The sequence below is a fragment of the Klebsiella sp. 2019SCSN059 genome, from assembly GCF_021739525.1.
Lineage (GTDB): Bacteria > Pseudomonadota > Gammaproteobacteria > Enterobacterales > Enterobacteriaceae > Klebsiella > Klebsiella quasipneumoniae.
The window spans coordinates 227728-250251 of sequence record NZ_JAKKOM010000004.1; the positions used below are offsets into that span (position 1 = coordinate 227728).

Consider the following 22524-nt stretch of genomic DNA (forward strand, 5'->3'; position numbering starts at 1 on the left):
TTTTTATCAGGCAATAACCGTTATTTCGAGGGTTGCCCGATGAAGATGGGTTGTCGTGTCGTAGCCAGGAATTTTTGTCACCTCGACAGGTGAAAGCACCTGCAGGCGAGCAAGGGCGTCCAGGCGTAACGCTCTGGCCTCATCATTCGTTTCAGCCCATACATCAACCTGAATACGCAACGTTGACTCTGCCTGGCCGCAGAAAACATCCCCGGCAACATCAGTCGGTATCGAGAAAATGATGTAAGGCGCTGGAACATCGGGAAGTCCGTCACTGCCCAGCGATACCACATACGGATAAACCCGCCCGTCTGCCAGCGGCGACAGCAGGTCATAGAGATCATCTTCTGTCATTTAGCCAGCACCTCATCAATAGCCTGATTCATCCGCTGCATCGCCACCTGCGCAGCCTCTTCCATGCGGGTATCAAAGGCAGGACGAACAAACGGATGTGCTGGCGCCGTAGCTGTCCCCAGCTCCACAAAGCGCCAGTAAAACGCATTCCGCTTGTTGCTGGCCTTCATGGTGTTGTCGCTGTTCCCCGTTCGCGGGTTAACGCCACGAATATGCACCCCCGATGAGATTTCACCTCGACGGCGGCTTTTCTGGGTGACGACAACAACGTTTTTCTTCAGTTTGCCGGTTTTCTCCGGAGCGCGATCAATAACCTCCTGGCGGAGCAATTCGGCGCCAGCACGAGTCGAATCACGGAGAACTCTATTATTTTCGGCTTTGCTGAGCGTTTGCAGATCGCGGGCGATATCCTGCAGCCCGGAAAAATCCAGATTCACATCAATCATTTTTCGGTCCCCTGTTTGCAGAGAATTTCCAGCCGGGTACCTTTGATATCCGGAACCGGAGGCCCGGTAACGTTAAGAACTGCGCCTTTAAACGGGCCGGTGCGTACTTTCAGGCGGGAAGAAGCTGAGATATCTGTACGAAAACGCACCCAGACTCGAATGGTGGCATCGGCACGCTCAGCGCCAGCGGCTAAAAGTTCACGACCGCTTATACCCTTAACCTCGGCCCAGATGGTTTTCCCATCTTCCCATTTTTCAACCGGCTGACCTGAAGGCGTTCTGGAGGTTGTGAAGTTTTGAATGGTGACCCGGTGCCGTAATCGCCCTGCCTGCATAAGTCCCCCTACGTCCCAGGAATTTTTCGATGCTGTTCCAGAATTGATTTAACGCCGAACGGAATAGTATTAACGCTGTCGCTACTAACAGGCTCCCGGTTTTCATACCAGTGCGAAACCAACAGCATCAGGGCCAGTTTGATATCGTCCTCGATTACCAACCCGTCAGGGTCGTCGTCTGGAACAGCGTTATCATAAAGACGGCAATTTGTGATTTTTTCAGCGTGCTTCAAGGAGGCATTGAGGTAGAGAGTTAACATCACATCCTCTGTATCGTCATCGCTGTCGATACGGCACTGGTAACGAAGCTCATTTACAGAGGGCTTCATTTGCCTTCACCCCGCTTATTACCGACTTTAGGCTTAACAGTTGTTTCAGTTTCCGGTTGTTCAGTGCCGTCAAGAATCCCCATTTGAGCAGCAACCTCAAGAGCGCGCTCAGGAAGTGATCCAGACTCATATTCACCGGCGGGAATGTTTATGATCTGAATGCCATCAGGTGACCATTTCAGGTCTTTTTTCAGCAGCATAATGACCTCCATAAGAATGGGGCCGAAGCCCCATCAGATTATGCGCCAGCACCGATCTGCAGCAGTTTGATGGCCTGAGAATCGGCAAGCATTCCGCCGGTACGTTTGGTGGTGTAGAAACCAACGAATGGTTTGTTGGTGTACGGATCGCGGAGGATGCGGGTACCAATACGATCAACGATGGTATAGCCACGTTTAAAGTTACCGAACGCAATGGCTTTCGCATCTGCTGCGATATCCGGCATTTGCTCATTCTCAGCAACACCATAACCTGCCAGAGAAGAGGGTTGGCCCAGCTCAAGGCCCGGACGCCAGAGATAGTTACCCTCGGAGTCCTTCAGAATGCGAACGGCAAACAGGCTGTTGTTGTTCATCATGAATTTAGCACCGTTGCGATGAACCTTGCGCAGGGTGTAGACCAGTTTGATAATCGCATCGGCAGTCACACCCGCCGCCGCACCGGAAAGAATGTGCTGCAGCGTGCCAAAGGCACGGGTTTTATCGTCCTCCAGAGTGGAGGCGTAGGCCAGGAAGCCTTTCGGTTTTTTCGTACCGTTACCGCTGGTAAAAGCGATTTCTTCCTGTTCGGAGAACTCAACCGCCAGTTCGCTGTTGATCCAGTCCTCTACATTGAAGAAGGCATCATCCAGCATCGTTTGGGTTGCCTGAGGGTTTCCGTAGATTTCACCCATGAACGGTTCAATCTGACCGAGTTTAGACGCATCAGTAGCCGGACGGGGATCGGTTTCACCGACCCAGCCGGAAGCGGTGCCGCCAAGGTTAACCAGCTTTTTATAGTTGGCACCGCCAACAGTGATAGTTGTGGCCTCCTGGCGCATCACTACTTCATCTTTCAGAAGATTAAGAATGGTGCGGTCCAGCTCTTCTGGGACAGCATATCCGCCGTCTTCATCCACGCCAACCTGCAGGGCTTTACGCTCCAGATCACGCAATCCGTCATCCTTACCCTTGCGCATAAAGTCGATGAAAGCGGTTTTGTGCTCGGTTGCGGCCTTGCTTTGAGTGCCACCAGCTGGACGTTTAACCTGTTTAAGCTCATCCTCCAGCGCGGTTTTAAGCTGATCCAGCTCGGTCAGCTTGCCGTTAAGTGTTTCAACTTCTCCGGCCAGCTTGCCTTTTTCAGCTTCGATAGCTTCAATGCGCTTATCATTTTTCGCTTTAAAATCATCGAATTTTTGCTGCAAATCCTGCGCGACCTGCTCAACGTCTTTAATTTCGACTGCCATAATTCAACTCCTGATTAAAATTTGATGTTTTTCAGTGCATCCAGTGCGGCATCCACACCATCAGCGTCACGCTGAGAGAGGTTGCCATAGCCCCCGGCCATGAATGCTTTGGCCTGGGTGCGGGAGAGCCCAACATCGCGCAGGACCCGTTCAATACTTTTCTGGGATGGTGTTTCGCCACGGGCAAACGCGCTTTTAACATCGCTGACCCGCGCCTCGTCATTCGACGGAAACGTTACGGGACTGACCTCCCAAAGGTCGATTTCCTTTAGGAGAAACACGCCTTTCTCACGGTCGTATTCCCAGTCTTTTAGCATGTAACCAATAGAAAGGCCGGTTAAAGAACCGGCCTTCATGTGGGCATGCGCTCGCTTTGAAAGAGGATCATCATCAATGAGTAACCGGCCTTTGACATATAAGCCGACGTCATCCTCTTTCATTTCGGTATAAACACCGATAGGTTCATCCATCTGATGCTGCCAGAGCATAGCTGGCAGCGCGTTTTTCTCCCGCCATGACTGAAGCGATTTACTGAAAGCGCCGGGAACAACTACATCGTCGTAACTGTCCTTAACGCCAAACACAGAGCCATAGCCTTCAAATTCCCCGCTGTCGCTGACAGACTTTAGCTTCAGCGGAATATCCAGCCGCTGTTTAGTCATCGGCATCATGTTGTTCCTCGGTTATTTTGCTCTTATTGCTGTCAGACGGTTTGGTCGTCATATTCATCGGCGTCAGATAAACGTCACCGCCAGAGCGTGGGTTCATATCCTCCAGTTCACGGCAGTCATTTGGTGAGTAAATGCCCCAGTTAATACCGGTTGAATACGATTCAAATCTTGATTTCATATCCCCACGCAGCAAAGCACCGGCATTAAACTTGGCATAATAGGTGCCCTGCTTCGATTCCTTCACCAGCCCCACGTTGATTCGCTGCTCAATACGGGTCATGTACGGAACGAGTGAATAGTTGATGAAGCCAATGCCAAGGTTTTCAATATTGTTGAAGGTGGCGCGGTCAGTGTTCTGCACCATATGCATCGGCACCCTGTACAGGCGGCAGACTTCCTCCAGCTGAAATTTTCTGGTCTCAAGAAACTGGCTGTCTTCGGCGTTGAGTCCCATCGACTTCCAGTCAAGACCCATTTCAAGAATCATCGGACGATGCGCATTGCTGAGCCCAAGGTGGCGATCTTCAAAATCTTTTCTCAGCCGTTCATAGGCTGCATCAGTCAGCGTTTGCTCAGTACGGAGAACGCCAGAAGTGACCGCGCCATTTGCGAACAATCGGGCGCCGTGTTCTTCTGTCGCCATACCCAAAGAAATGGCCTCCCTTGCGTATGCGATTGGGTTCAGGCCCACCAGCCCGTCAAAGGTCAACGTCCTGACGTGCCAGATATCATCCTGACCCAGCACATCCGTAGAACCATCAGGGAACGTGACCTGATATACCGGTTGCCACTGACTGTTAAGCTTAGGGTCAACGCAGCCCGGATCAATGGGTAAAAGCTCGACCACTTCACCCAGCGCTTTGACCTTGTAGGCATAAAAATTACCGCGCAGGCAAAGACACACAATGACCAGCTCCCAGAACTCCTGGGGGGTCATATAGTCATTTGGCTTCATGGTCAGTAATTTATGCAGCCTTTCAGAGGTCGCTTTTTGCTTGCTGTTACCAGTGATTTTGTACAGGTTGCAGGGAAGCATCCCCATAGACTCAGCCAGAACTCTTATGCAACCAAAGACTGCTGTAAGTCGCATCGCTTTCTGGCTGCTAACGCGCTTTCCAGTGTAGGTGTCGTAAGTCATCCCTACAGCTTCCGCCAGTTCCGCTGGCGTCGTGACCGATGCGGTGCTTTTCGTAAACATTCCGGGAAAAAACATTAGCCACCCTCCCCGGATTCAATTTTCCAGTTACCGGAAAGGGAGCGGGATACAAGCCATGACCAGAGCAGGCACAGAATACCGCCAGTAATGTAGCCAGCAGGGGGGTAAATAACCCAGGCACCGAATGAGAGCAGAATAGCCCCCAGCACACCAACAAGTGGCGCGAGTATCATCAGGATCATAATTGCCTCTTAAAGTGAGCGCACGCCATAGCTTTCGAGATGATTTGAAAGGGTTTCTTCCTTTTCAAATAACATTGCCCGTCCAATCGCCATAATCAGAGCAACAGCCCCATCTATTTTATTTTCGTTTTGCTCTTTAATTGGCCGAACAACATCATCATTTCCAGGCAGGTGCTTACCCACCACGTTTGAAATACACCAGGTCATTATCGGATTACCGTCATGATGAAATCGACCGGACTCTACAGCGGCCTCAAGCTCTTTCATCGGGTCAGACATGTTGGTGTAGTTCTGGATAATGGTTATAGGGTTGAGCTGTTCATCAGCAAGCTGATGAGAAAGGTTTGTTGCACCGTGCGGGTCAATTGGGCTTTGTTCAACCGGAGTTTGCTGATTATCACGCTTGGCATCTTCAAGTATTACTCGGTAATCAATTTCCGCACCATCAGTCACGGTGATATATCCTGCTTCAACCCATTTACGGTAACGCTCAGCGGTGCGGTGATCGTCAACATCGTTGCTGTATACGGTGTCATACGGAACATAGAAGCGCGGAGATATACAGTAATAATGCCGTTTCCCATCTATTTCACGGGTAAATAGCCGAACCATAGAGTTCATATCCAGCTTGCGCGCAAGGTCAAAAGACAGAATGCAGGGCTGTCCTTCAAACTGCTCAATGGTGAGCGTCTCATCCTCACATTTTCGCCAGCTTAACAGGTTGAAATAAGCAGCACGTGCGGCGACCCAGATATTCAGGTGTTTCGTTTTGAATATCCCGGCCATGCGGGGATTATTTTTGGCCCTGCTTTGCTGGCTTAAGAGGAAATCCGAGTAAACCGACACCCCCATATTGGGATTGGCTTTGTGAAGAACAGCGGGATCGGTCCAGTCATCACCCTCATCAACGGTGTAAATGACGCCAAAAAGCTCATCATTCGGCACGGTTCCGTTCAGCATTTCGATAACTTCACGACGCTTATCGTAGCAAGGCCCCTCAATGTTATAACCAGCAGTGGTTATAGCCCACATAATCGGCTGTCTGCGGGCCCCCATGCCGGTGATCATTGTGGTATACAGCGCATCGCTTTCGTGCTCGTGATATTCATCAACAATAGCGCAATGCGGTGACTGCCCGTCACCAGGATTACCGATCAGCGGTTCAAATCTGGCGCCATCTTCAGGACGGCTAAGGTTCTTGGCGTTAACCTCTATTCCAAAGGCTTCAACGAGTAGTGGCGTGCGTTTGCACATCAGCCGCGCAGGTCGAAATACTTCCCATGCCTGCTTTTCAGTGGTTGCACCGGAATACACCTCCGCACCAAATTCACCATCACAGGTGAAACAAAAAAGCGCCACACCGGCGCTTATCGCTGACTTCCCGTTTTTCCTGGGGATTTCTGTATAGACCTCTCTGAATCGGCGCAGCCTGCTGCCTTTATGAACCCATCCAAAAGCGCAGCAAATAATAAATAATTGCCAGGGTTCAAGGGTAATAGGCATCCTTTTAAATGCCCATTCACCTTTGGTGTGCGGGAGAAGTTGAATAAACCGTGCGGCACGCTCAGCAAGGTCTTTATCAAAGCGGTATCGAAATTTCTTTCCCTGCGATTTTGACAAATCGTCGATATGTCGCTGGCAGGCATCAATGACATACTGGCATGCCGGAATCTTTCCGGCGACAACATGCCTTGCGTACTGATTTGCAGCGTTAACGTTTGGATAGGCTTTTCGGCTCATGGCGTGATCATCTTCAGGAATGGGTTTTCGTTCTTTTTCTTCCCGGCCAGACCGACCAGGCGCTGTCGGCTGCTGGGGTCCAGCCCCAACATTGAACCGGTAGAACTCATTTCCGATTCCTGTTCTTTTTTAGCCGTAAGTTCAGGGTTTTTAATTTTCCCGCCCATTGCGCCAGTGATGGATAAACCATCAACAGCTATATTTTTTACCGCCCTGCGCCAGAACTCATAGGCAACGCACCAGCGCTCCAGTACTGCAAGATCGGTCACGCAGAGCAAGCCCTGTCCGCATAATTCTTTGGTCGTCAGCTCCCACATGATGGATGCTAACGGGAGTTCCTCTTCTGCAAACCAGTCCGGAGGTGCTACGCCATTGATGGGGGTGAATACTGGTTCTTCTTTATTCAGGGCTCGCTTGCCGGGGTTTCCGGCCAGCTCCTTGCGCGCCGTTGGCTTTGGTCTACGCCCGGAACGCCCCGCCGTTCCAGCCATAAGCGTTACTCCTGGTTAAATTTCATTTTTCGCGGGTATAAAAAATTGACTGAGGCGGCGGTCCTTTTGGCCTTTGCCGTCAGGGATTTGACCCCGCCCCCCTCTGCCACGGCTCAAATGAGAATCGATATCATTTGATGCGTTCGCGCCCGGTTTTCGTTCGATGGCAGGGCCAACACAGGCTTTCGAGGTTCGAATCGTCATCGGTACCCCCATGAGCCTTGGCCTTGATGTGGTCAACCGTCTTTGCGGCGACAGCTCGCCCGCTGCGAAGGCAGTTCTGGCACAAATGGTTGTCGCGCTTCAGGATGTACGCACGTCTGATATCCCACTGGCTACCGTAGCCACGCTCGTGGCGACTCTTTCGCTGTTGATGCTGTTGCCAGCCTTCATTGTGGTGCTTCTCGCAGTAGCCTGAGCGGTCGGTAGTAGTACCGGGGCACCCTCGTTTACGACAAGCCCTTGGTATCAAAGATGGCATTTTTTATCCTGTTGTTTTTTTGTATAGATAGAGCAAGAATAACCAAGCTACACACACCAAAAATAAGGAAATATCAATGGGTATATTCGATAAAACTCCGTCAGACAAACGGGGAGTGATTGATTACGGTAAAGAAAAGAAAGGTGGCGGACACGACCACCGACATAATAAGGGAGAGGACCGAACCCCCTCACAGAAGGAAGGTGATAAGAATCGCCGAAAATAGACCTTACCGTGCCCCTTTCGGGGCATTTTTCTTGTTTATGCAGCTAGTCTGAACTGATTCGTTGTGTGCCAGGATGTCGCGCTTGGTCTGCTTATCCAGCACGTCGATATCTTGGTCGGTCAGGTAGATGACCCGCACCCAACTACAGGCCGTATCAACGACTACCGGGGCGGGTAAATCTTTCGCGCAGCTCCCGATCAACATCGTCATCAGGCATATGGCTAACAGTCTGCTGTACATCGCTTGCCCCTTTCGTGACTTCTGCCTTACGTTCTGCTGCGGCGACGGCAGCGGCGGCATTCTCTTCGGTATGCTGCTGATCGGCTTTCGCTTCTGCCTTACTGGTACCGCGAGCGTGACCAATGCCAAACGCGCCAGCAATAGCACCCAGGATGACAACCACCAGCCCCGCGATAATTTCAAAGCTCATTGCTGCGGCTCCTTCAGTTCGTCGGCCTTTTCTTTCAATGCTGGCTGGCGTACGTACTGCGATAGCACGGCCAGCACCACCAGCGCAGGACTAATCAACGCAACGATGTTTGGCGGCAGGATACTTTTGATATCCGGTGGCAGCATCGCCCAGGCGTGCAGCGCAGCATCCGGGAACGACTGCGCCCATACACCAACCAGCGCGCCGAAAGCTCCCAGCTTTACAGACCACGTTTTCAGCAGCAGGCTGGCATGCCCTACGAACTCCAGCCGGGTATATTTGCGCAGAAGTAACAGAACGAGCACGGCCACCAGCACGAGCAAAGCGAAAATGATCATCTTCACAGGACACGCTCCTTAACCCAGCCGTAGAGAAAATCCTCGTTGGCTTCGCGGCCCTCCGCCAGTTCGAGGTATCTGGCACCCTGGCTGCAGTTCAGCGCACGCAACAGAACCTGTTCACCCTCTTTCCCGCGGGCGGAAAGGTATCCCTTAAGCGCGGTGATGGTTCGGGGACCAATGGCGCCATCCGGAATCAGATCGGGATACAGCTTTCCGCGCATATTCAGGGCAGTGAGCCAGCGCTGAAAGAACTTACTGGCGACGCTGGGCCCCATGTTCACGCCAGTGTCGCAAAGCTCATCTGCCAGTAACGTAGATAGAGCTGCCACCTGGTCAAACCGGGGGCCGGTCCAGTAATCGCTCAGCAGGATTTGCTTTGCTGTTTCCCTGGGCAGGTTCCGCATATCACCGGTGTAGCCATGTGCACGGGCGGTGGTCTGCGTGATGCCCCAGCGGGTCGGCCCGCCTTTATCCGACGGATGATCGACATAACCACCCTCCTTGCCGAGGATCCCCTCGATAATCTGATCTGCTGTCATGGCGCCTTAACTCCGGTAATGCGTTCCCAGAAATAGGTCAAAGCAACAGAACCCATTGCCCCGCTAATTCCGGAAGTGGCCAGTATCATGTAAATGCTCAGTCCGCTTTCAATGCTCACCAGGCCAGCAATAACGCCGGTAAACCCTGAAACCACCATTTGGGCAAGAGCATTGATCAAGCTCCATGTTGCCTTGCTCTGCTTCACATCTATCAGGTAGCGGACAAGTCCACCCCAGCAAGCAATGATCAGCAGAACCAGCCAGGACATCCCGGCAATGCTCTCTTTGTCTTGCATACGTTTAGCCATAGTTACCGCCTCCGATGGAAGATCGGGAAGCTGTGTGTTTGAAAAGGGTCAGGCCCGTCAGGCTGGATTTAACAACGAAGCGTGTCGATGATGATTCCTGCGGGACCTGATAATAAAAAAGCCATGCAAATGCATGGCCTTGTGATTTGAATCCGTTATTTACAAAATGTATTCGAGACAGTATCTTTCGACTTCCGGACAAAAAAACATATACCGGGACAAAATCTAAATGTAACTGCCTTGCCTGCATGAAACCATGCGGGCTTTTTTTTTGCCCAAAGAAAAAGCCCACCGAAGTGGGCCTTACAGCTATCATCATTTTTTATTAGGTGTGGTGCCGGGTGCCTCCCGGTAAGTCGCCGCCAGTCCACAGACGACTCGCAATGCGCAAAAAAACATATCAGACTGGCAATGCCCCTCCGCATAGGGGGATTCACCACACCAGAAATTTAACATTCAGTCTTTCTGGTTTCAATACTCTGCTTGTCTGAGGTATCGGCTCACCATAACCGCCCAGTCTGATGTTATCAGCGTGTAGCGGCTTGTTTTTCTCTTTGATAAAATTGATTCGCAAATGATTAAAACATCAACTGGTGAAAATATGAGTAAGTACTCAGACCTTTTACAGGTAATCAAGTCCCGGGTTTGTCAAAATAACAACTTCCCCCAAACATTACTGGCAGACTCACACAGTTACAGAGCCAGGCAGGTTTGGTATCGAATAGGACAAATATTCACTCTTGAATGTATTCTCGATGAGTACAGGAAACATTTTTCATCGGATTATTATTATCTTGATAACGATAAGGCTCTTCATCACCTTATCTTCGAAATGACCAAGTGGAAACCTGAAGAGATTAGAAGACTCTCGCTAAACGACTGTCTCTTTATCATTGCCAGTCAACTAAAGCCCAGTTATATGTCAGAAGATGCTGCCGCTGTCCTGGCGTCACTCAATCTGCCGACTGGCCACTATCCTGTTGAGGATTTTCCACAAGAGGACTGGGATCCCAGGGAAAACTCAGCATTCCTTCAAAGCTACCAGTAGCGACTCGCCCAATCTCCGCAGAGATCTGACTCAACCGCTCCTCAAGAGCGGCTTTTTCTGCTATCAGACGGTTGAAGTGGGCAAGATAGATTTTCTGTTGCCCAAGCCAGTCTTCAAGCTGTTGAGTGGTCATGCCCGGGTTAAAAAAATATGGTTGCTGCATAGCTTCCCCTAGATAAGTTACGCATTGTGATCGGGATTCGCTTCAGACGCTGGCCCCTCTGCCGTTCTGGTGCTGGTTGACGGAATCGAACCGCTGACATCCTGCTTACAGGGCAGGCGCTCTACCTTCTGAGCTAAACCAGCAATCTGGTTCAGGGCTCTGCGCAGAGGGCTTTAACGTATCGTGCAGCACGTCTCTACCCAAGAGCCCTGACCGGAGTGCAGAAATGACAAAGCCCAAGGGGGTTAGCCTTGGGCCTTTAATTTATTTCATGCTGCTCAGTTCGCTTTAACGTCCCGAGCCTATCACAATTCAAGCAGTTTCTGGCTCACTTTGCAAGTAAAATCTGTCGCCATTTGTGCCGAATGCGTCACACATTGGTGCGTAAAGCATCGATTCTGCCAAACTAAGCCACGTATCAACTCTGCGTCTACAGGTCATAAAGCACCAGTCGGGATGCTTTTCATAGAGCTCTTCCGCTATGCGGCGTTTGCTCTTCCGTAACCGGTAATGCTCCACCAGCAGGTGATACAGCTCTTTGTGACCACCTGTAATAAGGACTGCCCCCAGTACCTTATCAATCAGCAGTCCTTCATCGTCTGTACAGAAGGCCAGGCCGCTTTTGTTTTTCCCCGCGAGTATTTCACGAAAAAACGCCTCAAGCTCTGGCTTCGAGATGCCAGACTTCTTCATCCGGCGTAATGCTTCGTTGATGGCTGTTTTAGTGACTTTCCCGGAAGCCAGTAACTGGTTAAACATATTGCCGCCACTACCGCCGCCGATGTAAGACCAGCGGCCCCACATGCGCAGCTTCCCTTGAATCCAGATGGCCTCCAGCGTTTTCAGCCTGACCATTTCACCAGCTTTTCCAACCTCGGACGGGTTAATCATTATGCGTTCTCCACTATGCCAGCACGCCAATTGCCAGCGAACGATCCAGAAATCGAAACAGCAGCTCCAGCTGTGAGCCGTGCTTCTCCTCAAATGCCACGGTGTCAGCGTGCAACTCGTCGTGATGCGCTCTGCAAAGCGGCAACACAAACAGGTCATGCGCTTTTGTTCCCATTCCACCTTGTCCGTGGCCTATCAGGTGATGGGGATCATCTGCTGGTTTGTTACAGCAGACACACTGCTGGGACTTAACCCAGCGCGTCCAGCTCTCGTTTACCCAGCGGCGGCGTTTTGGTCGCAGCATGAATGATTCCGGCGTTTCAGGATCTACGCGAAGACCGAGAATCTTTTTCTGCACCACTTCGCTCGCCGCTGGCTCCGGCACAATATCGCTCTCCTTCGTCACTGGTTGATGCTTTATTTCCGGCAATCGCAGGGCTTTACGGGCCAGCGATTCAGGGATTACGTGCGCCAGATTGTTTATCACCAGCCACCAGCACAACTCCGGGATCGTCAGTTGATGGTCTTCGTTGAACCCCAGCTGTGAGCGGATGACCGTTATCAGCCAGGATACCAGGTTCCCACGCGCAATGCCTGCCAGCGTCTCTGTGTACTGATCACGCAGCAGGTTATCGCAGGCCCAGCAAAGGCGGATGCTGCCAGGCTCATGCCGGAACAGCGTAAAATTTTCGCTGTGCCATGAGCCATGGGGATACTGGCATTCAAAATGACGCTCCAGCTCGGCCTCCAGCGAGCTGATACCACCCGCGCGCAGAATGACGTCTTTGTTTTCGAATACTGGCTTCAAAACCGGGTCTTCTGCCAGTGGCTGCGTGGCGGGAGGGATGGCGCCGGTTGCGTAGTCGCTGTATTTTTCCGGTGCAGGCTCAATCAGTACCCGTCCTCTCCTGAACATCGGCATGAGATCAGCACCTGGGCGAAGAAGAACAACGCCCATGCGTGGGGCAATCTCAGGGGTTAGTAGTGCTCTCATATCATCTCCACGTCAGGCAACTGCACGAAAACGTCGGATGGTGATTTCTACTTTCCCTTTCTTCACGATGTTCCCCCACTCCACCAGCATGCGCTTAACCTGACTGTCGTCTTCCCAGACGCCTGTTAGAGTCAGGGCATCGAACAGCGCTTTGTTGTAGTTATCGATATCCCGACGGCGCTGATCCGGCGGATACAACACTATGTGAACCTCAGCCAGATCAGAGGATGGCCGGGGAACGGCCCGCAGTTGCTCAATAATCGCCGCTCTCGCTGCCTGCTGGAACTTGCGCCCTGTCTCGCTTACCAGATGTCTGCCTTTCAGCGGTCCCTTGCTCGGGGCGCGCCAGTAACTATTTACGCTCGGTGGAAATGGTAAAGTCAGTTTCATTTAGCCCCCTTAAAGGATCGCTACAACGTCTTTTGCGACTTCCCGCGTACTGCTTTTGCAGGAGATCGAACGGCGCGCTTTGATGAATAGCAGGTTAAAACCATGCTCCCGGTACAGATCGAGAACCTTCGGTGCGGATGAGTTAGAAATTACTACCCGAGCCCCACGGTGAAAGGCAGATACACATTGCTTCGCCAGGTCTACCTGGTTCTCCCAGTTAAACCCACCAGCGGCGTAGGCAGTGAATCCGGCTGTTCCCGGCATCGGTTCGTAAGGCGGATCGCAGTAAACCACATCCCCTTTCCCGGCCAGGCTGATTGTCCGACGGTAATCAGCAGTCATGAATACGCAGTTATGCGCCATAGCCGCGAAGGCTTTCATCTCATCCATCGGGTAATACGGAGCCTTGTAGCCTCCCCAGCCCACATTGAATTTGTTCGCCTGGTTGTAGCGCATCAGGCCATTGAAGCAATGCCGGTTGAGATACAGGAATGCAGCTGCGCGTTCAGTAGCATCCAGCGTCTGAGCGTTGAACTCGGAACGGATCAGCTCATAACCATCTGGTGACCGCATGTGCTCGAACATCCAGCGGGCCTTCAATTCCACTTCATCCGGCACCACCGCTAACATCTGATACAGATTAATCAGGTCCGGATTAACGTCCGCCAGCAGGTAATCTGCGTGCTTTTCGCTGTTCAGGAATACCGACCCACCACCAACGAATGGCTCTATCAGGCGTTTCCCTGCCGGGATATGCACGAACAGGTCAGCCAGCTGGGTATACTTTCCACCAGCCCATTTGAGAAATGGCTTGCTCATGTGCGGAACCCCGAGTTTTCTGGCAATGAGTAATCAACCTCATCGAAGCTAGCTCGCGAAATGGACGCCTCCTGGCGGGAACTATTGAGTGGAGCAGATAGTTTTAACGACAGCTCATCCCATTTTTCCCGAAGCTTCGACGGGCTGAGTACGTTTTTACACCAGAACGAATCTTTGTTGGCGCGCTTGAAAAGTGAGCAAATTTGTTTATGGGTTCTCCCGTCCTGCATCACCATCAGGCGAACCTCATTCGCCCATGCGGTCCAGTTTGGTTCTTTAGGGCGAACTACCTCACCATCACTTTCAGCCGCCAGTTCGTACATGCTGATAATTTTTCCCCAAATGAACTCGGCGCAGGTTAAATCGTCCTGGCTGCCCCACTGCCGCTTTGCAGCGCTGTACACCACCGCGTCAGGATGTCGTGATAGAAATTCATCAGCAGAGCCCTGTTCGTCCGGTTGCGAAGCGTCCGGACAAGAAGGATTTATATCTGATGGATCAGTAGTTGATTTTACTGACGGATCCCCCCCAGATTCTGACGGGTCAAAACTGGTTTTTTTGGTGGATTCCGACGCCTCAAATTTTGAGGGGTCAGTTTTTGACGCATCAGATTTTGACGGTTCAGATTTTGATGTGTCAGATTTTGACGGGTCAGAAACTGACAGGTGAGAAAATGCCGCTTTCTGTAGTTTGGAAACGTTGAGCTGGTAGACGTTCGATGCATTACGGTTGCCGTTGCGGCGTTGCGTACGGGTGAGCCATCCCTCTTTCTCAAGCGTAGTAATCGCCGTTCTGACAGTACTTTCACCAGCGCCAATCTGACGGGATATAGTCGCGATAGAAGGCCAGCAAACACCCTCATCGTTGCTGAAGTCAGCCAGGCGCGCCATGATTGCCACGCTGGATAGTTTCATCCCCGAAGATGCGCAAGCGTCCCAGACGTATCCTGTTAATTTAGTGCTCATGATCGTCCTTTATTTCTCTGAATTTACGTCTGAACTGCTCGAGGGGGCTAAAGCATTCATGCTCGTACCCTTCACGCAGGTATATAACGCGCTGTGTCTGGGGCTCCCAGCGTATGACCCTGACCGGGACACCGTAGTGATCTCTGAACCATCGGTTGAGCTCTCGCATACTTTCTCCGCCTGGCCGTTAAAGTCCCCTACCACCCACTGAGCAAACTGGTAGCAGACAGGTTCGAATCCGCCTGGTACTCTTACCCCATACACGAACTGCACCGGTCCTGCTCCACCAGGAACTGGCCGCGCTACAAGTTGCGACCTGCGGTATTGTGTTGATAAACTGTTCATGCGTTAGTAATCTCCACTGATAACGAGACGCCACGACGCCAGGAGCTGCAACTCGCTGGCGTCACTTCTTTTTGCGTGCAAACAACGTGATAATTGCCGCGATCTCTTCTTCACGCGCAGCCAGGTGGCGGCGGTGATGCACCATGATTTCTTCAGCTTCATGTCTTTCGATTACCCCATCCTCAAGTGCCTGTTCGATAATCTGATCAACCTGTCCTCTGGCGGCAGAGGTACGCATTGCCCGGCTGAACAAGTCCACGCGATCCAGCTCTTCCAGATGCGGAACATCCACCAGCAGAGCACCACGGCGGCGAGCGAAGTAATCAGCCAGTAACGACGTGTTGGAAATGTCCTCCATCGCTTCCAGCTCGCTGACTTCGAAGAAACGACAGCCGTTTTTCTCGTAGAGGTTGTTGTTGAACTGCGTCACCGTCATTCCCAGTGCGCCAGCCATTGCTTCGCGCCCACCTGGATATGCTTTGCACATAGATTTCACGACTTCTTTGAGGTTCATACCTACTCCTTTCAAACTCGGGTGGTAGTTACAAATTTGATGCAGTGACATTAAGCTTTCGGATTGCTGTACCTCTTAAATAGGCCCAGTCAATGTCAGGACGAAGCTCTTCGCAGGTGACAGCACCACCAGTGGCTTTTTCAATCTCAGGGCATCGTTCCGCAGGTATTTGCCTAATGCCCGTTGTCCATTGATTCACTGTTGGTGATGAGATGCCTAGATTCCTTGACAAAGCGGCTTGTCCCCCAACAATGCGGCAGGCTTCACTGATTGCTTCAAGGCTACTTCTCATAAACGGATTCCTATGATTTCCACACAAGCAGATATTAGGCTAAGCCTAATAAACAATCAATAGGAATTGCCTAAGCTAAAGGTTATGAGGATTATTAGGCAATGCTTAGTGGTAAAGAATTGGGCCGAGCGATCGAGCAGGCCATAGACAAGAAGCTTTCAATAGGTTCTGCCAAGAGTAAGGCGGAAATCGCACGTCATTTCAAAATAAAACCCCCATCAATCCATGACTGGATCAATAAAGGCTCCATATCGAAAGAGAAGCTACCAGAGCTTTGGAACTACTTTTCTGATGTTGTGGGCCCCGAGCACTGGGGACTAAAAGGATACCCGCTAACTGATACATGTGAGCCCGCAACAGATCCCATAGTTAAAAATGGTTCTATTGACGAACTCTATAATAAGGCTTCGAGAGAGAAAAAGGCTATCATTGATTTTGTCCTCTTAGAGCAAGGACAGCGTATACCTGGCTGGGTAGATAGCGACGCTAAAGCATATTTAGACTCACTAGAGATGAAGATAAGGAGATGGGCAGAGCAGGAGGAAGATGGAAAAAAACAAACGAAAGCCAGAGCTTAAGCTTATATGGTCTAACGGACAATATCTCTAAGCTCCATACATGTTAAAAGCTCTGAGATTGATTCACTTGCATAACTCAATCCCTGTGGGGGATTGGCTTGTATGAAGCCCATCCGGGGATTGTGATTTGCTTTGATTTAACAGCAGGTTTTCACTTTGCATGGAGGATGCATGGAAAACTTCAAAGTACGTCTTAAAAATCACATTGAACATGTTAAAAATGTTAGAGAACACTGCACAACGGAAGAGACAACCAAGCAGGCTTTGATACTTCCTTTCTTGGACATCCTAGGCTTTAACGCATATGATCCGCAAAAAGTCAAAGCTGAATATGGTGCGGACTTCCCTGGTGTTAAAGTGGGTGAGCGTGTAGATTATGCTCTATTCTGCCAAGGTGTTCCCGTTATGTTTATTGAGGCCAAAGGTTGTAAAGAAAAAATGGACAACCATTGCCCTCAATTATCTAGGTATTTTAATTCTACTCCTGAGGTGACAATATCAGCAATTACTAATGGCATTGAATGGCGTTTTTTTACGGATCTCAATGAGAAAAACATAATGGATTCAACGCCATTTTTACGAATCATGATGGATGACATTAAAGATTCTGATGCTGAGCAATTATTTAGATTCCGGCATGACAAATTCAAACCAGAGGCCTTAAGAACACTTGCAGAAGAGAGTGTATATATTTCTGCATTTGTTAAAGTTGTGAGTACAAGCCTTCGGGAAGTAGATCATGAATTTGTTAGATATGTTGCAGGACGAGCAAACATTGGTCGTCAATTAAATCAAAGATTTATAGAAACAATAACTCCATTGGTGAGGCAGGCCGTAGAGAGGTCAGTAAGTGAAATGGTTGTTTCTGGTCTTTCATCAAGAACATCTATTCCTGAATTAGAATCCCCTGCTGATGTAACTGAAAATAATGTAATTGATGAGCGCGCAGATATTGTCGATGCAGAGAATCCCAACATCGTAACAACCTATAATGAAAGAATTTTATTTGAAAAAATCTGTTCTATTATAGGTCCTGCATACGAACTTCAAGCCAAAGACACAGAGTCATATTACTCTATTCTTTTCCAAGGAAAAACAAACCGCTGGCTGGTTCGCTATTATGACAAGAAGAACCGCTCAAACATACAGTTACCAATTGATATCAATGAAATAACAGGTAATGAAATTAAAAGAGCCGGACTTGAACATGATAACAATCGTATTTTCATTGAACATCCCGAGGATGTATTAAGGATTTCAGGTTTAATCCTTGATTCTTTACAATATGTACAGAATGATGAGAATTTCAGAAAGCGTCGTCCATAATCATAAAAACACTAGCTTTATTTCACACAAATCCCGCTTATGCGGGATTTTTTTTGACTGCCGACAAACATTAGGCTAAGCCTATTGACATATCATTAGGCAGAACCTAATATCAAGTGAGTCTGATGGACTATGTCATCTTGGCGGCGCCATGTGCAAGCTAAGTGTTTCAGGCACGACGTGCGCCCCACCAGCACGGCGAAAAGGTGTGACGCCCGGGAAGAGTCCGGGACGCAACAGATGAGAGCATTGGCGGTGAACGGGCAAACACACAAGCCGTAAGCCGATCCGAACGCAATAGCTAATCGTATCAGTGCTCTGCTCGTTGTGACGTGTACAAGCGTACTGCAGCGCCGCTCGACGCAAAGACCTGGAAATCGACTGAGCAACAGCAGCTGGTTGCCAATACCAAAACAGAGCGGCGGGAAGTAAGCAGATTAGCGATCTGGTGTCACAACATTCATTCCCGATAAGTCCCCTTCTACTGAGGAGGTTTATCGGGACTGGAAGAGTTACCACTTGGAGACGGTCCTTTTAAATGTCCTGGACAGTGGCGCTTTGGTAGCGATAACAACCACTCCAGTTGATCCTGGGAGTTATCAGGTCAGTGAGCTGCCAGCACTCTCGACGGCAGTGACAGCCGGAAGTAGACGGCCCAGCGTGGCAAACAGAGGAAGCACGATGACAGCCGGGAAAGACCGGCACACAACAGGAAAAAGCACTGTGTTAGTCAAGTGAGTTTCCAGTGCTTCAGTGCTCTTTCCGTTGTGTGGAGATAACTAACTAATCCTTTGCAGAGGAAACAGAAATGAAATTATCAAAGTTACGTAACGCCATTGTCTATCGGGCTACTTTGCCCAGTATTGAAGCGGTTGAAGGGCACCTGCAGGAATTGCCCTACTCTGAACTTACAGAAACGGAGTTCGCGCGGGCTTCCTTCGTCCCTAATCCGATTACCGGCGAGCTGGTTACGCCAATTACTGGCGGTTATGCAATCGTGATTCGCCGCGATGAGAAAATAATCCCCCAGCACGTCGTGATGAAAGAAGCCAATGAGCGTATCCAGCGCATTGAAAATGCATGTGGTCAGAAACTAAAGCGCGCTGACCGTAACAACATTATCCAGGATGCTAAGGTTCAGCTCTGCAAACAGGCATTCATCAAGTCGTCTCTGATCCTGGTCCTGTATAACACTGAAGAAAATCTGCTGATCATTAATTCCGCCAATAAAAATATTGCCAATTTAGTCGGGGCGATGCTGGTTAAAGTGATCGGCTCAGTCAAAACAGTCACGATCAACATCAGTGATATCAAAAACGGCCTGACAACGCGCCTTAAAAACCATCTGGACGGCGAAGAATCAGCCTTTGCCGGGTTTGAGGTCGGTGATTATGTCCAGCTATCCCGCCTGGCAGAACAGAAAGAAGTTATTCGCTACTCTGCGGAACACTCTTCCGTTACCAGTGAAATTCTGGAGAGCCTGAACACAGGTTTTATCGTCGATAACATGGAATTAAGAGGCTGCGGCGTCTCTTTTCTGCTTACAGATAAGTTCCATTTCCGGCGGATCGATACCAAGGATAATGATTATTCTGATGATGACGACAAAGCCTACCGCTGGCGTCACCAGGCAGGTACGGACATGTTCCAGTTCTGTAAAGTAATTAACCAGCTTTGTGATCTGCTCGCCTACAAAGAGCCCGAAGAACAAAAACCAGCAGCCTGATTAGAACAGCAGCAATTACCCCATTCTCATGGGTTGGGTTGCTGCACCCTAAATTTACGCGTTGCAGCACGTCAGATGGAGAACAAAAGATGGCTAAGACAGCAAATCAACTTATTAAACAGGCGTACGAAATAGCCAAAACTATGCCACCAGCACAGGCAGCAATCATCAGGGAACTGGCTACCGTCCTCGATGTTTCGAATGTAGCTCTGCGCCAGACCCGCACCGAACGTGACGCCCTTCTCGCAGAGGTCAAATCATGGGCGAAAGAGTGTGATCGTCTGACCGAGCGACACACCAAGAATCGCACAAATATGCATGTTCTAGAGGCTATGCGCGATTTGAAAGCAATTTGCCCCGCCAGCTTCCGTAACGTGGAGGCTCTCTGATGGCTAAAGACTCAAAGCTTGTATACGGCGCCAACGGCAAAACCAACGTTCTGATGTTCGAACCGGAAAAGCTGCATCTTGTTACCGACAAAACCCATCTTCTCTACGATGAACGTATCAACCTGCCGATCGACGAAGGGATGGTACTGAACATCAAGGAGCTGGGTGTACTGGAGCCGATTATTGTCTGGAAAGACCCTGAAATTGGGCTCACCTGCGTAGTTGCAGGCCGTCAGCGCGTTAAACATACGCTGGAGGCAAATAAGCTTCTTTTGAAAGAGGGCAAAGACCCACTGCTTGTTCCTGGGGTTATTAAGCGCGGGTCAGCAAATCAGATGGCTAAATACATGGTCAGCGAAAACGAAATTCGCCGACCTGATACACCGCTTGGCCGGGCTAAAAAAATGTCAGACGCGCTCGACCGCGGGCTCGATGAGGACGACATTGCGGTGTTGTTTGGCTGCAGCGTTCAGACCGTACGCGCAACGCTGTCACTACTGGATGCCACCCAGGCTGTTCGCGATGCAGTGGAGTCCGGAACGGTCACCGTTACCCAGGCGCGTCAGCTGGCATCGCTTAAACCCGAAGAGCAGCGGGAGAAAGTCTCTGAAATCGAAGCGGCAACTGCTGGCACAACCGGCCATGAAAAAGCCCGGCGTCAGCGTCAGATCCTCGGTGATGTAAAGCCGCGCCTGAAAACCCGCAAAGAAATTACTAAAGCCCTGGAATCTGCCGGGGGTGAGTATGCGAGCGCACTCCGTTGGGTGCTTGGGGAGGCGCAATGAATTTTGAACCTGAGAATTACAGCAAATACACCCTGCGTCGGTTCGCCGCCCTGTTAGATGTGATCTGCTGGGTGCTGATTGCCGTAGTAACCGTTGGTATCTGCATGTTTATTGAATGGTGGGCAGCATGAGTAAATCACTGAACGCACGTTGCATCCGCCGCTGGGAAGTTGAATTTAAACCATTCTGCGACTCAAAGCGCAATCCGTACTGGCGCAAGCGTGACCTTCGTGGGTATATCCGCGAAGCGGCGCTTACCACCGCTTACAGCATGGTCGAGAGCATGGCTGAACGTAACGCCAAAGTTGACTTTGACGGCTCCCTACAAGGCTGGACTCCTGAGTTCTCAGAATGGTACCGGAAGCATCGTGAAGTGTATCTCAAAGAAGCCCGCGACCAACTGAATGAAGAAGCTACCAACGACGAGATCGACGAAGAAGTAGAGAACGAGCTGGAGGCTTGGAATGACTGATATCGCCACATTCACTAATGAGCAATTAATCGCCGTGTGCCGTGCTGACGTGGCGGAAATGTCGAAGTTTTTAAAAGAGGGTGAATTCAGCAATCCGTCCCGCGCAGCTATGTATTTGCGTATTACTGAAATCGCATTGGCAGCGCTGATGGGGGAGTTCTCATTTGCTCGCAATCAGGTTCGCCGTGAACACGCTGAATGGTCACAGGCTACCTTCGGCAATGTGGGCCCGGTTGGCCCGCTGAATCACCTCAGCAAAGAAGCACTGGAAGCCGCTGAACAGCCTGGCGACCTGTCGGAATGGGCTGATATGCAGTTCCTGCTGTGGGATGCCCAGCGCCGGGCTGGTGTCACTGATGAGCAGATTACCCAGGCGATGATCGATAAGCTGGCAGTCAATAAACAGCGCAAATGGCCGGAGCCGAAAGACGGAGAGCCGCGCCTGCACATCAAAGAGCAGCCAGCGCCAGTAGTTCCTGATAGTTACGTGATGGTACCGATGAGGTTAACTGCTGAGAACGGTGCAAAGGGGGCGCTATCCGGTGAGTTTTCAGAAACCAAGTTCGTAAACTGCCCGGAATGCTTTGGTGATGATGAATGTGAAACCTGTGACGGCAGCGGGAGAATTGAAATCACGGTACCTGTCACCTGGACGACTATCAAAGAAATCTGGGCTAAAGGCGTTGAGCATTTTTCAGCCACAGCGCAGGAGAATAATTAACGTGAACCATTTAATGATCGTCCTGGAAACTATGGGTAATAAACCCAATGCCCCTATCGTCTCCATCGGTGCGGTATTTTTTGAGCCGTCAACTGGTGAACTTGGCGATGAATTTTATCGCGTTGTCAGCCTGAAAAGTTCAATGGATGCCGGTGCTGTTCCTGACCCTGACACCATTATTTGGTGGATGCAGCAAAGCGAAGAGGCCAGATCTGCTATTTGCGCTAAGAATTCAGCGATGGCTATCTCAACTGCACTCATTCAATTAGTGGTATTTATTCGTGGTAATTCCGAGCCTGGCCGAGTTCAGGTATGGGGCAACGGTGCAACTTTTGACAACGTCATCATGCGAGCCAGTTATGATCGTGTAGATATTCCCTGCCCATGGCATTTTGCCAATGATCGCGATGTGAGAACTATCGTCGAATTAGGCCGCACCATTGGCATTAACCCCCGGCGTGATATTCCGTTTGAAGGTGATATGCATAATGCTTTGGCTGACGCCAAACACCAGGCTAAATACGTTTCCGCAATCTGGCAACAACTTTTACTTAAACATTGGTGAGGTAA

35 protein-coding genes, 1 tRNA gene and 1 pseudogene are annotated in these 22524 nt (G+C 50.3%); 10 read left to right on the plus strand and 27 right to left on the minus strand.

Translation table 11 applies throughout. The annotated features are described in order from the left end of the window. Window positions 1-6: 6 nt before the first annotated feature. From L2I46_RS07365 to L2I46_RS07445, 17 genes are all read right to left on the minus strand, one after another. Window positions 7-354 (minus strand): DUF3168 domain-containing protein, encoded by a 348-nt coding sequence (locus tag L2I46_RS07365; RefSeq protein ID WP_042947699.1) that lies wholly within the window; start codon window positions 352-354, stop codon window positions 7-9. Then, entirely contained in the window at window positions 351-800 is a 450-nt protein-coding gene (locus tag L2I46_RS07370; RefSeq protein ID WP_048337506.1) for an HK97-gp10 family putative phage morphogenesis protein, read from the minus strand. Before L2I46_RS07370 ends, L2I46_RS07365 begins: the two co-directional genes overlap by 4 nt. Then, window positions 797-1135: a phage head closure protein gene (locus tag L2I46_RS07375; RefSeq protein WP_032408655.1), complete on the minus strand. Its 339-nt coding sequence runs from the start codon at window positions 1133-1135 to the stop codon at window positions 797-799. The genes L2I46_RS07370 and L2I46_RS07375 overlap by 4 nt, the downstream gene beginning before the upstream one ends. 8 nt (window positions 1136-1143) lie before the next feature. Further along, complete coding sequence (locus L2I46_RS07380; protein ID WP_021313626.1) at window positions 1144-1464, minus strand: head-tail connector protein; 321 nt, start codon at window positions 1462-1464, stop codon at window positions 1144-1146. Then, window positions 1461-1664 carry a hypothetical protein gene (locus L2I46_RS07385; RefSeq protein WP_021313627.1) on the minus strand — a complete coding sequence of 68 codons (204 nt, stop codon included), beginning with the start codon at window positions 1662-1664 and terminating at the stop codon, window positions 1461-1463. Before L2I46_RS07385 ends, L2I46_RS07380 begins: the two co-directional genes overlap by 4 nt. Before the next feature lie 38 nt (window positions 1665-1702). Further along, a complete protein-coding gene (locus tag L2I46_RS07390; protein WP_021313628.1) occupies window positions 1703-2911 on the minus strand; it encodes a phage major capsid protein in 1209 nt (402 codons plus the stop codon). 14 nt (window positions 2912-2925) lie between these two features. Continuing rightward, on the minus strand, window positions 2926-3579 hold the full coding sequence (locus L2I46_RS07395) for an HK97 family phage prohead protease (protein ID WP_004884313.1): 654 nt from the start codon (window positions 3577-3579) through the stop codon (window positions 2926-2928). Continuing rightward, window positions 3566-4795 (minus strand): phage portal protein, encoded by a 1230-nt coding sequence (locus L2I46_RS07400; protein WP_094818659.1) that lies wholly within the window; start codon window positions 4793-4795, stop codon window positions 3566-3568. Before L2I46_RS07400 ends, L2I46_RS07395 begins: the two co-directional genes overlap by 14 nt. Continuing rightward, on the minus strand, window positions 4795-4980 hold the full coding sequence (locus L2I46_RS07405; protein ID WP_021313630.1) for a hypothetical protein: 186 nt from the start codon (window positions 4978-4980) through the stop codon (window positions 4795-4797). The genes L2I46_RS07400 and L2I46_RS07405 overlap by 1 nt, the downstream gene beginning before the upstream one ends. Before the next feature lie 9 nt (window positions 4981-4989). Then, window positions 4990-6720: a terminase large subunit gene (locus L2I46_RS07410; RefSeq protein WP_032418747.1), complete on the minus strand. Its 1731-nt coding sequence runs from the start codon at window positions 6718-6720 to the stop codon at window positions 4990-4992. Continuing rightward, window positions 6717-7211, minus strand: coding sequence for a phage terminase small subunit P27 family (locus L2I46_RS07415; protein ID WP_004884285.1), 495 nt, complete (start codon window positions 7209-7211; stop codon window positions 6717-6719). The genes L2I46_RS07410 and L2I46_RS07415 overlap by 4 nt, the downstream gene beginning before the upstream one ends. 130 nt (window positions 7212-7341) lie before the next feature. Further along, on the minus strand, window positions 7342-7692 hold the full coding sequence (locus L2I46_RS07420) for an HNH endonuclease (RefSeq protein WP_159187588.1): 351 nt from the start codon (window positions 7690-7692) through the stop codon (window positions 7342-7344). A gap of 229 nt (window positions 7693-7921) precedes the next feature. Next, complete coding sequence (locus L2I46_RS07425) at window positions 7922-8122, minus strand: hypothetical protein (RefSeq protein WP_236947719.1); 201 nt, start codon at window positions 8120-8122, stop codon at window positions 7922-7924. Further along, complete coding sequence (locus tag L2I46_RS07430) at window positions 8073-8348, minus strand: hypothetical protein (protein ID WP_031592524.1); 276 nt, start codon at window positions 8346-8348, stop codon at window positions 8073-8075. The genes L2I46_RS07425 and L2I46_RS07430 overlap by 50 nt, the downstream gene beginning before the upstream one ends. Then, window positions 8345-8692, minus strand: coding sequence for a DUF7940 domain-containing protein (locus L2I46_RS07435; protein WP_064370843.1), 348 nt, complete (start codon window positions 8690-8692; stop codon window positions 8345-8347). Before L2I46_RS07435 ends, L2I46_RS07430 begins: the two co-directional genes overlap by 4 nt. Then, window positions 8689-9228 carry a glycoside hydrolase family 108 protein gene (locus tag L2I46_RS07440; RefSeq protein ID WP_004206700.1) on the minus strand — a complete coding sequence of 180 codons (540 nt, stop codon included), beginning with the start codon at window positions 9226-9228 and terminating at the stop codon, window positions 8689-8691. The genes L2I46_RS07435 and L2I46_RS07440 overlap by 4 nt, the downstream gene beginning before the upstream one ends. Beyond that, on the minus strand, window positions 9225-9524 hold the full coding sequence (locus tag L2I46_RS07445) for a phage holin family protein (protein WP_031280382.1): 300 nt from the start codon (window positions 9522-9524) through the stop codon (window positions 9225-9227). The genes L2I46_RS07440 and L2I46_RS07445 overlap by 4 nt, the downstream gene beginning before the upstream one ends. A gap of 613 nt (window positions 9525-10137) precedes the next feature. On the opposite strand from L2I46_RS07445, the gene L2I46_RS07450 reads away from it, so the two are divergent. After that, window positions 10138-10584, plus strand: coding sequence for an ECs1072 family phage-associated protein (locus L2I46_RS07450; protein WP_031280381.1), 447 nt, complete (start codon window positions 10138-10140; stop codon window positions 10582-10584). Here the strand turns inward: L2I46_RS07450 and L2I46_RS07455 are convergent. The 10 genes from L2I46_RS07455 to L2I46_RS07500 form a co-directional block, all read right to left on the minus strand. Then, window positions 10490-10747 (minus strand): hypothetical protein, encoded by a 258-nt coding sequence (locus L2I46_RS07455; RefSeq protein WP_004184721.1) that lies wholly within the window; start codon window positions 10745-10747, stop codon window positions 10490-10492. The genes L2I46_RS07450 and L2I46_RS07455 overlap by 95 nt on opposite strands. 67 nt (window positions 10748-10814) lie before the next feature. Beyond that, window positions 10815-10890, minus strand: a tRNA-Thr gene (locus L2I46_RS07460). Between the two features lie 169 nt (window positions 10891-11059). Then, window positions 11060-11638, minus strand: coding sequence for a DUF1133 family protein (locus tag L2I46_RS07465; RefSeq protein ID WP_004899672.1), 579 nt, complete (start codon window positions 11636-11638; stop codon window positions 11060-11062). A gap of 13 nt (window positions 11639-11651) precedes the next feature. Beyond that, window positions 11652-12632: a DUF968 domain-containing protein gene (locus tag L2I46_RS07470; protein WP_004197461.1), complete on the minus strand. Its 981-nt coding sequence runs from the start codon at window positions 12630-12632 to the stop codon at window positions 11652-11654. Between the two features lie 12 nt (window positions 12633-12644). Beyond that, entirely contained in the window at window positions 12645-13022 is a 378-nt protein-coding gene (locus L2I46_RS07475; RefSeq protein ID WP_004184734.1) for a RusA family crossover junction endodeoxyribonuclease, read from the minus strand. 9 nt (window positions 13023-13031) lie between these two features. Then, window positions 13032-13841 carry a DNA adenine methylase gene (locus L2I46_RS07480; protein ID WP_023301982.1) on the minus strand — a complete coding sequence of 270 codons (810 nt, stop codon included), beginning with the start codon at window positions 13839-13841 and terminating at the stop codon, window positions 13032-13034. After that, on the minus strand, window positions 13838-14806 hold the full coding sequence (locus L2I46_RS07485; RefSeq protein WP_023301983.1) for a helix-turn-helix domain-containing protein: 969 nt from the start codon (window positions 14804-14806) through the stop codon (window positions 13838-13840). Before L2I46_RS07485 ends, L2I46_RS07480 begins: the two co-directional genes overlap by 4 nt. Next, window positions 14796-14975 carry a DUF4222 domain-containing protein gene (locus L2I46_RS07490; protein ID WP_001208720.1) on the minus strand — a complete coding sequence of 60 codons (180 nt, stop codon included), beginning with the start codon at window positions 14973-14975 and terminating at the stop codon, window positions 14796-14798. The genes L2I46_RS07485 and L2I46_RS07490 overlap by 11 nt, the downstream gene beginning before the upstream one ends. Before the next feature lie 237 nt (window positions 14976-15212). Beyond that, on the minus strand, window positions 15213-15665 hold the full coding sequence (locus L2I46_RS07495) for a YmfL family putative regulatory protein (RefSeq protein WP_004184739.1): 453 nt from the start codon (window positions 15663-15665) through the stop codon (window positions 15213-15215). 28 nt (window positions 15666-15693) lie between these two features. Beyond that, complete coding sequence (locus L2I46_RS07500) at window positions 15694-15957, minus strand: transcriptional regulator (protein ID WP_075205440.1); 264 nt, start codon at window positions 15955-15957, stop codon at window positions 15694-15696. Between the two features lie 101 nt (window positions 15958-16058). On the opposite strand from L2I46_RS07500, the gene racR reads away from it, so the two are divergent. The 9 genes and pseudogenes from racR (at window position 16059) to L2I46_RS07540 (ending at window position 22519) form a co-directional block, all read left to right on the plus strand. Continuing rightward, window positions 16059-16535, plus strand: coding sequence for a DNA-binding transcriptional repressor RacR (racR, locus tag L2I46_RS07505; protein ID WP_004184740.1), 477 nt, complete (start codon window positions 16059-16061; stop codon window positions 16533-16535). 171 nt (window positions 16536-16706) lie between these two features. Next, entirely contained in the window at window positions 16707-17861 is a 1155-nt protein-coding gene (locus L2I46_RS07510; protein ID WP_004184742.1) for a type I restriction endonuclease, read from the plus strand. 808 nt (window positions 17862-18669) lie between these two features. Continuing rightward, the gene (rdgC, locus tag L2I46_RS07515) at window positions 18670-19587 is read left to right on the plus strand and encodes a recombination-associated protein RdgC (RefSeq protein ID WP_236947698.1); all 918 of its coding nucleotides are present in this window, start codon (window positions 18670-18672) and stop codon (window positions 19585-19587) included. A gap of 89 nt (window positions 19588-19676) precedes the next feature. Beyond that, the gene (locus L2I46_RS07520) at window positions 19677-19976 is read left to right on the plus strand and encodes a hypothetical protein (protein WP_004216769.1); all 300 of its coding nucleotides are present in this window, start codon (window positions 19677-19679) and stop codon (window positions 19974-19976) included. After that, complete coding sequence (locus L2I46_RS07525) at window positions 19976-20761, plus strand: ParB/RepB/Spo0J family partition protein (RefSeq protein ID WP_236947700.1); 786 nt, start codon at window positions 19976-19978, stop codon at window positions 20759-20761. The genes L2I46_RS07520 and L2I46_RS07525 overlap by 1 nt, the downstream gene beginning before the upstream one ends. Further along, window positions 20758-20892: a hypothetical protein gene (locus tag L2I46_RS29530; protein ID WP_004213353.1), complete on the plus strand. Its 135-nt coding sequence runs from the start codon at window positions 20758-20760 to the stop codon at window positions 20890-20892. Before L2I46_RS07525 ends, L2I46_RS29530 begins: the two co-directional genes overlap by 4 nt. Next, on the plus strand, window positions 20889-21233 hold the full coding sequence (locus L2I46_RS07530; protein ID WP_023301988.1) for a hypothetical protein: 345 nt from the start codon (window positions 20889-20891) through the stop codon (window positions 21231-21233). The genes L2I46_RS29530 and L2I46_RS07530 overlap by 4 nt, the downstream gene beginning before the upstream one ends. A gap of 169 nt (window positions 21234-21402) precedes the next feature. Beyond that, window positions 21403-21747 (plus strand): annotated as a pseudogene (locus tag L2I46_RS07535) (DUF550 domain-containing protein); the annotation flags it as partial. Window positions 21748-21955: 208 nt separating this feature from the next. Further along, entirely contained in the window at window positions 21956-22519 is a 564-nt protein-coding gene (locus L2I46_RS07540; protein WP_236947702.1) for a 3'-5' exonuclease, read from the plus strand. Window positions 22520-22524: the final 5 nt, after the last annotated feature.

What these genes read in the sequence shown, in the direction of transcription:
- L2I46_RS07480 (WP_023301982.1), bottom strand. Translation starts at nt 13,841, where the DNA reads ATGAGCAAGCCATTTCTCAAATGGGCTGGTGGAAAGTATACCCAGCTG.
- L2I46_RS07395 (WP_004884313.1), bottom strand. Translation starts at nt 3,579, where the DNA reads ATGCCGATGACTAAACAGCGGCTGGATATTCCGCTGAAGCTAAAGTCT.
- L2I46_RS07420 (WP_159187588.1), bottom strand. Translation starts at nt 7,692, where the DNA reads ATGCCATCTTTGATACCAAGGGCTTGTCGTAAACGAGGGTGCCCCGGT.
- L2I46_RS07410 (WP_032418747.1), bottom strand. Translation starts at nt 6,720, where the DNA reads ATGAGCCGAAAAGCCTATCCAAACGTTAACGCTGCAAATCAGTACGCA.
- rdgC (WP_236947698.1), top strand. Translation starts at nt 18,670, where the DNA reads ATGAAATTATCAAAGTTACGTAACGCCATTGTCTATCGGGCTACTTTG.
- L2I46_RS07485 (WP_023301983.1), bottom strand. Translation starts at nt 14,806, where the DNA reads ATGAGCACTAAATTAACAGGATACGTCTGGGACGCTTGCGCATCTTCG.
- L2I46_RS07375 (WP_032408655.1), bottom strand. Translation starts at nt 1,135, where the DNA reads ATGCAGGCAGGGCGATTACGGCACCGGGTCACCATTCAAAACTTCACA.
- L2I46_RS07510 (WP_004184742.1), top strand. Translation starts at nt 16,707, where the DNA reads ATGGAAAACTTCAAAGTACGTCTTAAAAATCACATTGAACATGTTAAA.
- L2I46_RS07455 (WP_004184721.1), bottom strand. Translation starts at nt 10,747, where the DNA reads ATGCAGCAACCATATTTTTTTAACCCGGGCATGACCACTCAACAGCTT.
- L2I46_RS07400 (WP_094818659.1), bottom strand. Translation starts at nt 4,795, where the DNA reads ATGTTTTTTCCCGGAATGTTTACGAAAAGCACCGCATCGGTCACGACG.
- L2I46_RS07390 (WP_021313628.1), bottom strand. Translation starts at nt 2,911, where the DNA reads ATGGCAGTCGAAATTAAAGACGTTGAGCAGGTCGCGCAGGATTTGCAG.
- L2I46_RS07500 (WP_075205440.1), bottom strand. Translation starts at nt 15,957, where the DNA reads ATGAGAAGTAGCCTTGAAGCAATCAGTGAAGCCTGCCGCATTGTTGGG.
- L2I46_RS07530 (WP_023301988.1), top strand. Translation starts at nt 20,889, where the DNA reads ATGAGTAAATCACTGAACGCACGTTGCATCCGCCGCTGGGAAGTTGAA.
- racR (WP_004184740.1), top strand. Translation starts at nt 16,059, where the DNA reads ATGCTTAGTGGTAAAGAATTGGGCCGAGCGATCGAGCAGGCCATAGAC.
- L2I46_RS29530 (WP_004213353.1), top strand. Translation starts at nt 20,758, where the DNA reads ATGAATTTTGAACCTGAGAATTACAGCAAATACACCCTGCGTCGGTTC.
- L2I46_RS07520 (WP_004216769.1), top strand. Translation starts at nt 19,677, where the DNA reads ATGGCTAAGACAGCAAATCAACTTATTAAACAGGCGTACGAAATAGCC.
- L2I46_RS07475 (WP_004184734.1), bottom strand. Translation starts at nt 13,022, where the DNA reads ATGAAACTGACTTTACCATTTCCACCGAGCGTAAATAGTTACTGGCGC.
- L2I46_RS07525 (WP_236947700.1), top strand. Translation starts at nt 19,976, where the DNA reads ATGGCTAAAGACTCAAAGCTTGTATACGGCGCCAACGGCAAAACCAAC.
- L2I46_RS07465 (WP_004899672.1), bottom strand. Translation starts at nt 11,638, where the DNA reads ATGATTAACCCGTCCGAGGTTGGAAAAGCTGGTGAAATGGTCAGGCTG.
- L2I46_RS07445 (WP_031280382.1), bottom strand. Translation starts at nt 9,524, where the DNA reads ATGCAAGACAAAGAGAGCATTGCCGGGATGTCCTGGCTGGTTCTGCTG.
- L2I46_RS07365 (WP_042947699.1), bottom strand. Translation starts at nt 354, where the DNA reads ATGACAGAAGATGATCTCTATGACCTGCTGTCGCCGCTGGCAGACGGG.
- L2I46_RS07385 (WP_021313627.1), bottom strand. Translation starts at nt 1,664, where the DNA reads ATGCTGCTGAAAAAAGACCTGAAATGGTCACCTGATGGCATTCAGATC.
- L2I46_RS07405 (WP_021313630.1), bottom strand. Translation starts at nt 4,980, where the DNA reads ATGATCCTGATGATACTCGCGCCACTTGTTGGTGTGCTGGGGGCTATT.
- L2I46_RS07495 (WP_004184739.1), bottom strand. Translation starts at nt 15,665, where the DNA reads ATGAACCTCAAAGAAGTCGTGAAATCTATGTGCAAAGCATATCCAGGT.
- L2I46_RS07370 (WP_048337506.1), bottom strand. Translation starts at nt 800, where the DNA reads ATGATTGATGTGAATCTGGATTTTTCCGGGCTGCAGGATATCGCCCGC.
- L2I46_RS07470 (WP_004197461.1), bottom strand. Translation starts at nt 12,632, where the DNA reads ATGAGAGCACTACTAACCCCTGAGATTGCCCCACGCATGGGCGTTGTT.
- L2I46_RS07490 (WP_001208720.1), bottom strand. Translation starts at nt 14,975, where the DNA reads ATGCGAGAGCTCAACCGATGGTTCAGAGATCACTACGGTGTCCCGGTC.
- L2I46_RS07450 (WP_031280381.1), top strand. Translation starts at nt 10,138, where the DNA reads ATGAGTAAGTACTCAGACCTTTTACAGGTAATCAAGTCCCGGGTTTGT.
- L2I46_RS07425 (WP_236947719.1), bottom strand. Translation starts at nt 8,122, where the DNA reads ATGTTGATCGGGAGCTGCGCGAAAGATTTACCCGCCCCGGTAGTCGTT.
- L2I46_RS07415 (WP_004884285.1), bottom strand. Translation starts at nt 7,211, where the DNA reads ATGGCTGGAACGGCGGGGCGTTCCGGGCGTAGACCAAAGCCAACGGCG.
- L2I46_RS07430 (WP_031592524.1), bottom strand. Translation starts at nt 8,348, where the DNA reads ATGAGCTTTGAAATTATCGCGGGGCTGGTGGTTGTCATCCTGGGTGCT.
- L2I46_RS07440 (WP_004206700.1), bottom strand. Translation starts at nt 9,228, where the DNA reads ATGACAGCAGATCAGATTATCGAGGGGATCCTCGGCAAGGAGGGTGGT.
- L2I46_RS07380 (WP_021313626.1), bottom strand. Translation starts at nt 1,464, where the DNA reads ATGAAGCCCTCTGTAAATGAGCTTCGTTACCAGTGCCGTATCGACAGC.